Annotated in this window: 11 protein-coding genes; 5 read left to right on the top strand and 6 right to left on the bottom strand. The window is 64.4% G+C overall.

Annotated elements, in window-relative coordinates:
- Positions 1–168: 168 nt before the first annotated feature.
- A complete protein-coding gene (locus EOA33_RS10685; RefSeq protein ID WP_126054118.1) occupies positions 169–1,548 on the top strand; it encodes an aspartate aminotransferase family protein in 1,380 nt (459 codons plus the stop codon).
- Between the two features lie 190 nt (positions 1,549–1,738).
- On the top strand, positions 1,739–4,177 hold the full coding sequence (locus EOA33_RS10680) for an FAD-dependent oxidoreductase (RefSeq protein WP_126054119.1): 2,439 nt from the start codon (positions 1,739–1,741) through the stop codon (positions 4,175–4,177).
- 373 nt (positions 4,178–4,550) lie between these two features.
- Here the strand turns inward: EOA33_RS10680 and mmsB are convergent, their stop codons facing one another.
- Together mmsB and EOA33_RS10670 are read right to left on the bottom strand one after the other, a co-directional pair.
- Entirely contained in the window at positions 4,551–5,435 is an 885-nt protein-coding gene (mmsB, locus tag EOA33_RS10675) for a 3-hydroxyisobutyrate dehydrogenase (RefSeq protein WP_126054120.1), read from the bottom strand.
- Between the two features lie 25 nt (positions 5,436–5,460).
- Positions 5,461–6,627 carry an isobutyryl-CoA dehydrogenase gene (locus tag EOA33_RS10670; RefSeq protein ID WP_127405594.1) on the bottom strand — a complete coding sequence of 389 codons (1,167 nt, stop codon included), beginning with the start codon at positions 6,625–6,627 and terminating at the stop codon, positions 5,461–5,463.
- A gap of 138 nt (positions 6,628–6,765) precedes the next feature.
- Between EOA33_RS10670 and EOA33_RS10665 the strand changes: the two genes are divergently transcribed.
- Positions 6,766–7,380 (top strand): dimethylsulfonioproprionate lyase family protein, encoded by a 615-nt coding sequence (locus EOA33_RS10665; RefSeq protein ID WP_126059053.1) that lies wholly within the window; start codon positions 6,766–6,768, stop codon positions 7,378–7,380.
- Complete coding sequence (locus tag EOA33_RS10660; RefSeq protein WP_126054122.1) at positions 7,380–8,858, top strand: cobyric acid synthase; 1,479 nt, start codon at positions 7,380–7,382, stop codon at positions 8,856–8,858. Before EOA33_RS10665 ends, EOA33_RS10660 begins: the two co-directional genes overlap by 1 nt.
- Here EOA33_RS10660 and EOA33_RS10655 read toward each other — a convergent pair.
- From EOA33_RS10655 to EOA33_RS10640, 4 genes are all read right to left on the bottom strand, one after another.
- On the bottom strand, positions 8,855–9,277 hold the full coding sequence (locus tag EOA33_RS10655) for a VOC family protein (protein ID WP_126054123.1): 423 nt from the start codon (positions 9,275–9,277) through the stop codon (positions 8,855–8,857). The two genes, EOA33_RS10660 and EOA33_RS10655, sit on opposite strands and share 4 nt — an antisense overlap.
- Positions 9,278–9,368: 91 nt before the next feature.
- The gene (locus EOA33_RS10650) at positions 9,369–10,193 is read right to left on the bottom strand and encodes a helix-turn-helix domain-containing protein (protein WP_126054124.1); all 825 of its coding nucleotides are present in this window, start codon (positions 10,191–10,193) and stop codon (positions 9,369–9,371) included.
- Positions 10,194–10,296: 103 nt separating this feature from the next.
- A complete protein-coding gene (locus EOA33_RS10645; protein WP_126054125.1) occupies positions 10,297–10,467 on the bottom strand; it encodes a hypothetical protein in 171 nt (56 codons plus the stop codon).
- A 51-nt stretch (positions 10,468–10,518) separates the two neighbouring features.
- Entirely contained in the window at positions 10,519–11,304 is a 786-nt protein-coding gene (locus tag EOA33_RS10640; protein WP_126054126.1) for a TSUP family transporter, read from the bottom strand.
- Between the two features lie 114 nt (positions 11,305–11,418).
- On the opposite strand from EOA33_RS10640, the gene EOA33_RS10635 reads away from it, so the two are divergent.
- Positions 11,419–11,850 carry a TerB family tellurite resistance protein gene (locus EOA33_RS10635; protein WP_126054127.1) on the top strand — a complete coding sequence of 144 codons (432 nt, stop codon included), beginning with the start codon at positions 11,419–11,421 and terminating at the stop codon, positions 11,848–11,850.
- Positions 11,851–11,956: the final 106 nt, after the last annotated feature.

Genomic DNA, 11,956 nt, shown 5'->3' with positions numbered 1-11,956 from the left:
GCACGAAGACATCAGGCGCCTTCGGGGTTGCGGTGACGCCGTCACCGCGCACGCTTCGTGCTGAGCTGCTCAGGCTTTGCGCCCGCATCGGCTATTCGCCGCCCGCCTGTCTCTGACGAATCCAGCCCCGGCATTTGCCGGATTGATTCCAGAGGAAAGATCAAATCCATGACCTATCAGAACTATTCGCTGAAGCAGCTTCAGCAGATCGACGCCGCGCATCACCTTCACCCGTTCACCGACCACAAGGAACTGCGCGAGATCGGCTCGCGCATCATCACCCGTGCCGACGGGCCGTTCATCTATGATGCCGAGGGCACCGAGATCCTCGACGGCATGGCCGGCCTGTGGTGCGTCAATGTCGGCTATGGCCGCAATGAGCTGGCCGAGGCCGGCTATGCCCAGATGAAGGAGCTGCCCTACTACAACTCCTTCTTCAAATGCTCGACGCCGACGCCTGTGCTGTTGTCGAAGAAGCTGGCGGAACTGGCGCCGAAGCACGTCGGCCAAGTGTTCTACGGCTCGTCCGGCTCGGAGGCCAACGACACGGCGCTCAGGCTCGTCCGTCACTACTGGGCGCTCGAGGGCAAGCCGGAGAAGAACCGCGTCATCTCGCGCAAGATGGGCTATCACGGTTCGACCATTGCCGGCACCTCGCTCGGCGGCATGGAGCCGATGCACAAGCAGCTCGGCGGCGCCGTTCCCAACATCGTCCATGTGATGATGCCCTATGCCTACGAACTCGCGCTGCCCGGCGAAAGCGACCATGATTTCGGCCTGCGCGCGGCCAAGGCCGTCGAGGACGCCATCCTCGAGGCCGGCGCCGACAAGGTGGCCGCCTTCATCGGCGAGCCGGTGATGGGTGCCGGCGGGGTGAAGATCCCGCCGCTGAGCTACTGGCCGGAAGTGCAACGCATCTGCCGCAAGTACGACGTGCTCCTGATGCTCGACGAGGTGATCACCGGCTATGGCCGCACCGGCGAATGGTTCGCGGCGCAGACCTTCGGCGTCGAGCCCGACACCATCACAACGGCCAAGGCGCTGACGTCCGGCTACCAGCCGCTGTCGGCGCTGCTGGTCGGCGACCGCATCAGTGCGACGCTGGTCGAGAAGGGCGGCGAGTTCTATCACGGCTACACCTATTCCGGTCACCCCGTGGCCTGCGCCGTGGCGCTGAAGAACCTCGAGATCATCGAGCGCGAAGGCCTGGTCGAGCGGGTCAGGAACGACACCGGTCCCTACTTCGCCCAGGTGCTGCAGGAGCGCATCGCCGGGCACAATCTGGTCGGCGAGGTGCGCTCGATCGGACTGATGGGGGCGATCGAGATCGTCAAGGACAAGGCGACGAAGGAGCGTTACCTGCCGTCGGGAAGTGCTGCCGTCGTCGTGCGCGACCATGCGATCGCCCAAGGCATGATGCTGCGCGCCACCGGCGACACGATGATCCTGTCGCCGCCGCTGATCTGGACGCGCGAGACGGTCGACATGGCCTGCGACCGCATCGCCAGGGCACTCGATCTCGCCGAAGCGGATTTGCGCAAGCGCTGAACGAAACAGCCGGGCGTCGCCAGCGACGGCGCCCGGCTTCTCTTGGGCGTTAGTCGCGATCGTGGACCAACGGCCGGGCCGTACTGCCGTGTCCCAGCCCAGGAAATGTGCTGAAAAGCCGGATGCCGTCTGACAGTATGCGCCAGGGTTCATGTGAACCAACGGCAATTTCATGCAAGGGCAGGCGTGTATGGTGAGTTCCTTTCGTGCGGTCGTGGTCGGTGGCGGCTGCGTGGGCACAGGCATTCTTTATGGCCTGGCGAAACGCGGCTGGACCGATGTGGCATTGCTGGAGAGGACGCAGCTTACCGCCGGCTCGACATGGCATGCCGCAGGGCTCATTCCGTCCTACGCGCGCAGCCGCAACGTCGGCCGCATGATCGCCAGGTCGATTGAGATCTATGAGGGCCTGGAAGCCGAGACGGGCCAGAGTGTCGGCTGGCACAAATGCGGCCAGCTGCGCATTGCCAACACGCGCGACCGGCTCGACGAGTACAAGAGCTATATGGATGTCGCTGAGGTCCAGGGTCTGCGGGCCCGGATCGTATCGCCGGCGGAGGCGCGCGAGATCTGGCCGCTGCTCGACAACAAGGACATGCTGGGTGCCCTTTACCACCCCGACGATGGCCACATTGCACCCGCGGATGTCACCCAGGCGATGGCCAAGGGCGCACGCGACCTCGGCGCGAAGGTCCATCTCGACACCGAAGTTGTTGGGTTCGAGCGGATGCCGGGCGGCGAGTGGAAGGTCAACACATCGCGCGGCGACATCCTCTGCGAGCACGTCATCCTTGCTACGGGCAACTATGCGCGCCAGACCGGCGCCATGCTGGGTCTGGACATTCCGGCGATCCCGATCGTCCATCAGTACTGGATCACCGAGGCGGTTCCAGAGATTGTGGAGCGCAAACGGCTGGGCCTACCGGAAATGCCGATCCTCAGGGACGAGGGCTACGAGGGCTATCTGCGCGAAGAGGGGGATGGGCTGCTGTTCGGTCCCTATGAGCGCACGGAACAGCTCAAGCTGTTCGCCGAAAACGGCGTCCCGGAATGGTTCGGCGCCGATTTGCTCGATGAGGATTTCGACGCTGTTTCCTGGAACTGGGAGCGTGCCAGCGAATTGGTCCCCGCGCTGGGGCGCGCGGGCATCAAGCGGAATGTGCGGGGACCTTTCCAGATGACGGCCGATGAACTGCCGCTGATGGGACAGGCCTGGGGCCTTGAGAATGTCTGGCTCGCCGAAGGCGTGCCAGGGGGCATCCTCTGGGGCGGAGCTATCGGCTATTACCTTTCCGAGCGGATCGTGGAGGGCGGCAACAGCATCGATACGGCGGAGCTCGATCCCCGCCGCTTTGGCCACTATGCCAACAAGAACTGGACCCGGGCAAAAGTCAGGGAAGCCTGGGGTACGCACGCGGTACAGCACTATCCAGGCCAGGACATGCCGGCGGCGCGACCACAGAAAACGGCACCGTCCTACGATCGCCTGAGCCAGCTCGGCGCGGTATGGGACGTGTTGAACGGCTGGGAGATGCCGAGCTGGTTCGCGCCCGCGGGTGTCGAAGCGCGAAACATCTATGGCTGGCGCTGGACCCCCAAAGGCAACCACGTCGCCGAGGAAGTCCAGGCCGTCCGTCAGGCCGTGGGGCTGGTCGAGATGACGCCGATGACCAAGTTCGAGGTCAGCGGCCCAGGCACCGAGGCCTGGCTCGACGGAATCCTTGCCAACAAGCTGCCTCGTCCCGGTCGTGTCGCCCTTGCCCATCACCTGACGCGGGCCGGTGGCGTGCAGGCCGAGTATGTGGTGGCGCGGCTGCAGAACGGTCTGTTCTACCTCATATCGACGCCGCGCGCCGAGCGCTGCAATTTTGACGACTTGAGCCGGCTGCTGCCGCAGAGCGGCAACGTGCAGCTTCGCAATGTCACCGACGATCGCGGCAGCTTCACAATCGTTGGACCGAAGGCGCGGGAGGTATTGCAGCCGCTGACGGAAGTCGATCTCTCCAACGAGGCCTTCCCATGGTTCAGCGTGCGGTCCGGGACCGTCGGCCTGGCCAGCGACGTGCGCCTGCTGCGCGTCAACTACTCAGGCGAACTGGGATGGGAGCTCTATCATCCGCTCTGTTATCAGCGGCATCTGCTGGACGCGCTTCTGGCGTCGGGCGAGGCGCACGGGCTCAGACCGGTTGGACTTCAAGCACTGGAGTCCCTGCGTCTCGACAAGTCCTACCGGGCCATGTACCGCGACATGAATCCCGAACTGTCGGCCTGGGAAAGCGGTCTTGACCGCTTCGTCAGCCTCGACAAGGGGGACTTCATCGGCCGGGCGGCGCTGGTCGCGAAACAGAAGCAGGGGACGGGACGCCGGATCGCCACTCTGTCGATCGATACCGACGGTGCCAGCGCTTTCGCCTTCGAGGGTGTTTACCGCGATGGCGAGCTCGTCGGCCATGTCACCTCGGCAGGCTATTCCTATAGTTTTTGTCACGACATCGCACTTGCGCTGCTGCCTCTCGAACTCGCCGCGCCCGGCACCGAACTGGAAGTTTCAATCCTTGGCGAGCGCCGCTCGGCAAAGGTGATTGCCGACTCGCCCTACGATCCGGAAGGTCTGCGCGGGCGCATGTAAGCATCCCCGGGCAGGAATGTCGGACTGATAGGCGATCCCAAGATCGCCGTACGCCGGGCTCTGGCAACGAAGACCACGCGCTAATTCCGACCGCGGCAATCGAAATACAGGCGGTGCAAAACGCAAAAACCGCGTCCCATCGGGAACGCGGCTTTGCCAGATACGCATGGCGTTTCGCTACAAGCGACTTGCGAAACTTACGGGCTCCGGTACGCGAGACCTGATCCGGAGCGCCGGGCGGATGCGATATGTCCGCCTCGCAGTCCGTTTTATAGGCACATCGTTACCGGCCGGTTATCGAGACCTTAAGCAAATCTAAATTTGCCGGTTTCTGACCGAAAAAACTCGCTAATAAGCCTGTGAAAGCAGGGCGTTATGCCTGATTGCCGCGTAGGAAATTTATAATGCCGGAAAAATCGGCGCCGGCATTTCCCTGCGCGTTGAACAGCGCGTAGAGCTGCGTCGCCCCGGCCCCGAGCGGCGTCACCGCGCCGGCGCCTTGCGCTGCCTCCTGCGACAGCTTCAAATCCTTCAGCATGAGGGCGGCGGCGAAGCCCGGCTTGTAGTCGCGGTTGGCGGGCGAGGCCGGCACCGGCCCTGGCACCGGGCAATATGTGGTGAGTGACCAGCATTGGCCCGACGAGGTCGAGGCGACGTCGAACAGCGCCTGGTGCGACAGTCCGAGCTTTTCCGCCAGCACGAAGGCTTCGGCGACGCCGATCATCGAGATGCCGAGGATCATGTTGTTGCAGATCTTGGCCGCCTGTCCGGCGCCGTCGTCGCCGCAATGGACGATGCGGCCAGCCATCGGCTTCAGGGCCGGCTCGGCCTTGGCGAAGGCGTCCTTCGAGCCGCCGGCCATAAAGGTCAACGTGCCGGCGGTGGCGCCGCCTGTGCCGCCCGAGACCGGCGCGTCGATCGACAGCAGGCCGTGCTTGCTGGCGATAGCGTGGGCCTTGCGCGCCGATTCGACGTCGATGGTGGAAGAGTCGATGAACAGCGCGCCTTTCTTCGCCTTGGGCGCGATGTCCTCATAGACCGACAGCACATGCTTGCCGGCAGGCAGCATGGTTATGACGACATCGGCGTCCTTCACCGCGGCAGGGGCGTTGGCCATGACGGTCACGCCGTGCTCCTTGGCGACGGTGAGGTTCTCCGGCACCAGGTCGAAGCCGTGCACAGAATGCCCGGCCTTGACCAGGTTGGCGGCCATCGGATTGCCCATATTACCCAAGCCGATGAAGGCGATGGTTGCCATCGTTTTTCTCCCGAAATTGTCTGGTTCAGCGCCCGATCAGCGCGCGTGCGATGATGACGCGCATGATCTCGTTAGTGCCTTCGAGGATCTGGTGGACGCGCAGGTCGCGCACCAGTTTCTCGACGCCGTAATCGTGTAGATAGCCATAGCCGCCATGCAACTGCAGCGCCTCGTTGGCGACGTCGAAGCCGACATCGGTGACGAAGCGCTTGGCCATCGCCGACCATTTGCCGGCGTCGGGCGCCTTGCGGTCGAGCTTCGAAGCGGCGGCGTAGAGGAAGATGCGCGCCGCCTGCAACTCGGTCTCCATGTCGGCCAGCCTGAACTGCAGCGCCTGGAACTGGTTGATCTTCGAGCCGAAGGCCTTGCGCTCGCCTGTATAGGATAAAGCCTTGTCGAGCGCCGACTGCGCGCCGCCGAGCGAGCAGGCGGCGATGTTCAGCCGGCCGCCGTCGAGGCCGGCCATGGCGATGCCGAAGCCTGCGCCTTCCGTGGCGAGCAGGTTCTCGACCGGCACCTTGCAATCCTCGAAGATGACCTGGCGGGTCGACTGCATGTGCCAGCCCATCTTGTGCTCGTTGGCGCCGAAGGAGAGGCCTGGTGCATCCTTGGGCACGACGAAGGTCGAGATGCCTTTCGGTCCGTCGGCACCGGTGCGGGCCATGACGACATAGAGGTCGCTGTCGCCGGCGCCGGAGATGAACTGCTTGGCGCCGTTGAGCACATAGTCGCCGCCGCTTTTCACCGCGCGCGTCTTCAGCGCCGCGGCATCCGAGCCGGAGCCCGGCTCGGTCAGGCAATAGCTCGCCAGCCATTCCATCGAGGTCAGCATCGGCAAGAAACGCTGGCGCTGCTCCTCGCTGCCGAAGCGGTCGATCATCGACGCCGCCATGTTGTGGATCGAGATGAAGGAGGAAAATGCCGGGTCGGCGCGGGCGAGCGCCTCGAAGATCAGCACGGCATCGAGCCGCCCGAGGGCCGAACCGCCAACGTCGTCGCGGACATAGATGCCGCCGAGGCCGAGCGGCCCGGTTTCGCGAATCACGTCGGCCGGGAAATGTTTCGCACGGTCCCAGTCGAGCGCGTTCGGTGCGACACGGTCGGCGGCGAAGGCCTCGGACATCTCTTGGATGGCGCGCTGCTCCTCGGTGAGTTCGAATTGGCTGGTGCTCGCATCGACCGCGGCGTCCATGGCGTGCTCCCTGTCGTTTTAGGCCTTCTGGCCTGTCGTTTTTGGCTTTGCGCGCCAGTCAATCTAGACCAATGATGCCGCCGCGCAACCCGCCCGGTCGCGGAGCGGCTGTGCATGGATGGACCAACGGAGCATGGCGTGACGACAGTCTTCGACGAACTGCTCGATCGTTTCCACGCCTATCTCAGGACCGTGGACAGCGCTCTGGTCAGCGACGCCGTCGCCCGCATCGATTGGGGCATGCCGGTGCGTCCGCTGCAGCCGCGTCGGCTCGCCTGCCTGCGCCATCTCGATCGCATCGCCGAACTTGCGCCGCCGGACATCCGGCCCCTGACGCGATTCGTGGCGGAGCATCGCGGCGATCTGCGCTGGGGCCAAACCTACAGCGTCTCGGATTTCGGCCGGGCGTTCCTGGACAATTACGGCTGGCTGGAGGTTTTCGGCACGCGCGGCCATTTCGTCAATGACGAGGTCGCGGCCGGCTTGCTGATCCTCGGGCCCGCGATCGTCTATCCCGACCACCATCACATTGCCGAGGAGATCTACATTCCGCTGACCGGCAGCACGGAGTGGCACAAGGGCGAAAGCGGATTTCACGTTCGCGAAGCCGGCGAGGTGATCCACCATCCTTCGAACGTCAGCCATGCCATGCGAACGGGCCAGGAGCCGCTGCTCGCGCTCTACATCTGGCGTGGCGGGCCGCTGGCGCAGAAGTCGACAATCCCGGGCACCGTCACGCAAGGCAGGGGCTGATGGCGGCCAAAGCGATCATGCTGCAAGGCACCGGCTCCGATGTCGGCAAGAGCGTGCTGGTCGCGGGGCTCTGTCGTGCGGCGAAGAAGCGTGGGCTGAAGGTGCGGCCGTTCAAGCCGCAGAACATGTCGAACAATGCCGCCGTCGCCGACATTCCCGGCAACAACAAGGCCGGTGGCGGCGAGATCGGCCGCGCGCAATGGCTGCAAGCGATCGCCTGCGGCGTGACGCCGACCGTCCACATGAACCCGGTGCTGCTCAAACCGCAGAGCGATGTCGGCTCGCAGGTCGTGGTGCAGGGCAAGGTGTTCGGCGAGGCTAGGGCGCGCGACTACCAGGCGATGAAAGGCCGGCTGATGGACGCCGTGCTGGACTCATGGGCGAAGGTCGGCGAGGGCGCCGATCTCATCATCGTCGAAGGCGCGGGCTCACCAGCCGAGATCAATCTCCGCAGCCGCGACATCGCCAATATGGGTTTCGCGACGCGCGCAAATGTGCCGGTGGTGCTGGTCGGCGATATCGATCGCGGCGGCGTCATCGCTTCGGTCGTCGGCACCCATCTCATCCTGCCGGACGAGGACCGGCGCATGATCGTCGGCTACCTCATCAACAAGTTCCGCGGCGACGTCTCGCTGTTCGACGACGGCATCGAGGCGATCGGAAAGTTCACCGGCTGGCCTTGCTTCGGTGTGGTGCCGTGGCTGAAGGCGGCGGCGAGGCTGCCTTCCGAGGATTCGGTGGTGCTGGAACGGCTGGCATCCGGCGAGAAGCGGGCGCTGAAGGTGGCAGTGCCGATGCTTTCGCGCATCGCCAATTTCGACGATCTCGATCCATTGAAGGCCGAACCGCAGGTCGAGGTGGTGTTCGTGCCGCCCGGCAAGCCGTTGCCCGCGGATGCGGGATTGGTGGTCATTCCCGGCTCGAAGTCGACGATCGGCGATCTCATGAAGTTCCGGGAGAATGGCTGGGACCACGATCTCCTCGCCCATCGCAAGCGGGGCGGCCATGTCGTCGGCATCTGCGGCGGCTTCCAGATGCTCGGCCGCAAGGTCAGCGATCCCGCCGGCATCGAGGGCAGCGTTACCGAGGCGGAGGGGCTCGGCCTGCTCGACATCGAAACAGTGATGGAACCGGAAAAGACCGTGCGCAATGTCAGCGCCCGCTCGGTGCAGTTCGATCTGCCGCTGGAAGGCTACGAGATCCATCTCGGCCGCACCACCGGCCCGGACATGGCGCGGCCGTCCGCCGTCATCAACGGCATCGATGACGGGGCGATCTCCGCCGATGGCAAGGTGGTTGGCACCTATCTGCACGGGCTGTTTTCCGCAGACGCCTTCCGGGCAAGGTTCCTGGAAAGCCTCGGCGTCAAAGGCGGCGGTATCGACTATCGCGCCGATGTCGAGCGGGCGCTGGACGAGGTCGCGGCCGAACTGGAAACCCATCTCGACTGCGACGCAATTTTTGGCCTGGCCCGTTAGCTGGCGGCGTCTCCTGCCTTCGGCCAGTAGGTGCCAAACGACCAGACACTGCCTTCCGGGTCGCGGCAGATGAACTCGCGGCTGCCATAGTCGCGATCGGTCAGTTCCTGCAGGATCGTGGCGCCGGCCTTTCTTGCCCTGGCGTAGGCGGCATCGGCGTCTTCCACCGCGACATAGATCGACTTGCCGCCGCCGGCGCCCGGCTCGCCGACCATCTTGCCGTAGTCGTCGTCACGCGCGGTGCCGAGCATGATCATCGAGGCGCCGAAGACGAGCTCGGCGTGATGCACGACGTCGCCCTCGCCATAGCGGGCGCGCACGGTGAAGCCGAAGGCATCGCACAGCCAGTCGATCATTCCGGCGGCATTCCTGTAGCGCAGAGCGGGGTAGAGACGAGGTGCTTCGTTCGCGGTCGACATGGCAATCTCCCTGGTGTCGGTTGATGGTATCCAGTCTCGGCGAAGGCCGCCGCGGCGTCTTGAAGAAATGTTACCTCGGTGGAGAAAGAGACTATGCGAGCGCGGTTGGCGTCTCGCCGGCGAGATCGCGGAATTCGCGCACCAGATGCGCCTGGTCAGCATAGCCGCAATCGGCGGCGATCCCCGCCCAGTCGTCGAGCTGATGCTTGGACAGCGAGAGCGCCCGGTTGAAGCGCACGATGCGCGACAGCGTTTTCGGCCCGATGCCGATCGCGTCGGAAAATTTCGCCGCGAGATGCTTGCGGCTCCAGCCGAGCTGATCGGCAAGCACGGAGACCCGCGTGCGTCCGCCAGAGCCAATGACTTGCCGGTAGGCCCAGGCGATCTCGGCTGACATCCGCTTCGCCTCCGCCAGCCTTGCTGCGACGAAGCTCTCGGCAATCGCGAAACGCGTGCCCCAATCCCGTGCCTCGCCAAGCCTTTCGCGCAGCGCGATGCCTTCGAGGCCAAGCACATCGTCGAGCCCGACCATGCGGTCGGTCAGCTCGCTCATCGGCAGGCCGAAGAAGCGGCGGGCGCCGAGCGGGGTGAAGTTGATCTGGACGCAGCAGGCGCGGCCGAAGGATTGGATTACCACCGGCCCGGCAAAGAGGCCGGCGGCAAAGCTGGCGAAGCGATCGTTGTCGCCGGGGTCGCGCCCAAGCCCGATGGCGAAGGGCTCGGCGAAGCTGATGACCAGCGGCACGGTCAGCGAAGCATATTCGACATTGCGGGAGCAGACGGGCAGCATCTCGCGATAGCCGCAAAGGTCGGTGACTGCGCCTGCAAGCGAAGCGTCAGCCGCTCGCCGCACCATCTCGAACCTCGCGGCTAAAGAATGGTCCTGTTCATGACGGCGCTCTGTCTCGATCGACATCGGCAATCCTCGCCCGCCAAATCTAGCAGACCACATTCCGAAATCAAAAGCGCCCGGCTTGTGGCCGGGCGCTTCGGTTACCTGAGATCTGAATGTGCCTGACTTAAGCGCCGCGCATCATGCAGCCGGCGGCAAGCACGATGTAGCCTATGAGAACAATCCACACTGCGGCAAGAGGAATGAACGCAAGAACGCCAAGAGCGGCGAGAACGCCGATGATGGCGATGACAAGGGAGATAATGAAAATAAGCTGAGTAGGCGCACTGAGATTCATGTGTGGCTCCTCCAACATGATTCGTACGCCGGCATTGTATCAGCGGGGCCGTCACACACCAATGAGCAGGCGCAACGGGTTCGCCGGGTCGGCCAGGAGCTTCACCGCCAGTGCCACGCAGACGACGACCAGCAGCGGCTTGATCAGTCTCGCGCCGATACGGATGGCAAGGCTGGCGCCGAGGCGGGCGCCGAAGAACTGGGCAACGCCCATCATCAGGCCGATCTTCCAGTAGACGACGCCGACGGCGGCGAAGACGGCGAAGCCGCCGATGTTGGAGGCGAAGTTGAGCAGCTTGGTGTGCGCCGTCGCTTTCAGCACGCCGTAGCCAGCGAGCGCAACGAAGGCCAGCATGAGGAACGAGCCGGTGCCCGGGCCGAACAGGCCGTCATAGAAGCCGATGGCTGGCACGACCGTGAGTCCGAACAGAAAGGGCGAAAGCCGCTCGGCGCGGTCGACATCGCCCATGTTGGGCTTGACGGCGAAATAGAGTGCAATCGCGATCAGCAGCAGCGGAAGCAGGGCGCGTAACACGTCGCCGGGCACGATTGTCGCCAGCGAAGCACCGGCCGCGCTCCCGGCGAGTGCCAGGACGGCGGACGGAAGCTGACGGCGGACATCGACATGGCCATTCGCGGCATAGTGGATGGTCGCCGAACCGGAGCCGAACATGCCTTGCAGCTTATTGGTTCCCAGCGTCTCGAGCGGCGAGAAGCCGGCAAGAAGCAGTGCCGGAATGGTGATCAGAGCGCCGCCGCCGGCGATGGAATCGATGAAGCCGGCGGCAAAGGCGGCAAACGCGAGCATGACGACGGTGTGGGTGGCAAGATCGAGCATCGGGGGCTGCAAGGGTTGCGGCGAGGGGGACGGCAGGTTCCATCATGCCCGTCCCATTTGCGCAAGGCCGATTCCGCGCTAACTATCTGCGACGGAATCGCAAAGGGGAGGCCGATGGCAATGGCATTGCTCGACCAGATACGCTCGATCTTCGACGGCGATCCCGGCGTACGTAAGGTCGCGGACGATCCGGTCCTGTCGGCGGAATTGTTGATGCTGTTCCGCATGATCCTGGCCGATGGTTCCGTCTCGGAGAGCGAGATGGTCGCCTTCCGGCGCATCTGCAAGGAGGCGTTCGGCATTCCCGAGACGAGCATCGACAGCGTCATCGAATATCTCAACGACTTCGGCTACGAGACCAATGGTTCGCAGGCGATCGCGCTGTTCCGCGACCTCGACGTCGAGCGGCGCAAGCTGCTCGCCCAACACATGGCCGAGATCGCCAAGGCCGATTCGAAGCTGGCCGAGAACGAGGTCAAGCTCCTGCGCCGCACGCTCGACCTGCTCGACATCAGCCCGGTCGATGTTGTGAAGCCGCAGGAATAGCCGGATTCGATGGCAGACGGCGCGTCTGGCCGCCTATCCCTGTTCCTGCAGCCTCCGCGCGATTGCCTGGTGCAGATCGGGCGCGGCTTTCACCAGCGCCTTGGCC

It is taken from the genome of Mesorhizobium sp. M4A.F.Ca.ET.050.02.1.1, from assembly GCF_003997725.1.
Taxonomy (GTDB): Bacteria; Pseudomonadota; Alphaproteobacteria; order Rhizobiales; family Rhizobiaceae; genus Mesorhizobium.
Note: the sequence above shows the minus strand (reverse complement) of the source record. Positions and strands in the feature narration are given on the sequence as shown.

Excerpts from the sequence above, each read along its gene's own strand:
- EOA33_RS10685 (WP_126054118.1), top strand. The coding sequence starts at position 169 with ATGACCTATCAGAACTATTCGCTGAAGCAGCTTCAGCAGATCGACGCC.
- EOA33_RS10680 (WP_126054119.1), top strand. The coding sequence starts at position 1,739 with ATGGTGAGTTCCTTTCGTGCGGTCGTGGTCGGTGGCGGCTGCGTGGGC.
- mmsB (WP_126054120.1), bottom strand. The coding sequence starts at position 5,435 with ATGGCAACCATCGCCTTCATCGGCTTGGGTAATATGGGCAATCCGATG.
- EOA33_RS10670 (WP_127405594.1), bottom strand. The coding sequence starts at position 6,627 with ATGGACGCCGCGGTCGATGCGAGCACCAGCCAATTCGAACTCACCGAG.
- EOA33_RS10660 (WP_126054122.1), top strand. The coding sequence starts at position 7,380 with ATGGCGGCCAAAGCGATCATGCTGCAAGGCACCGGCTCCGATGTCGGC.
- EOA33_RS10655 (WP_126054123.1), bottom strand. The coding sequence starts at position 9,277 with ATGTCGACCGCGAACGAAGCACCTCGTCTCTACCCCGCTCTGCGCTAC.
- EOA33_RS10650 (WP_126054124.1), bottom strand. The coding sequence starts at position 10,193 with ATGTCGATCGAGACAGAGCGCCGTCATGAACAGGACCATTCTTTAGCC.
- EOA33_RS10645 (WP_126054125.1), bottom strand. The coding sequence starts at position 10,467 with ATGAATCTCAGTGCGCCTACTCAGCTTATTTTCATTATCTCCCTTGTC.
- EOA33_RS10640 (WP_126054126.1), bottom strand. The coding sequence starts at position 11,304 with ATGCTCGATCTTGCCACCCACACCGTCGTCATGCTCGCGTTTGCCGCC.
- EOA33_RS10635 (WP_126054127.1), top strand. The coding sequence starts at position 11,419 with ATGGCAATGGCATTGCTCGACCAGATACGCTCGATCTTCGACGGCGAT.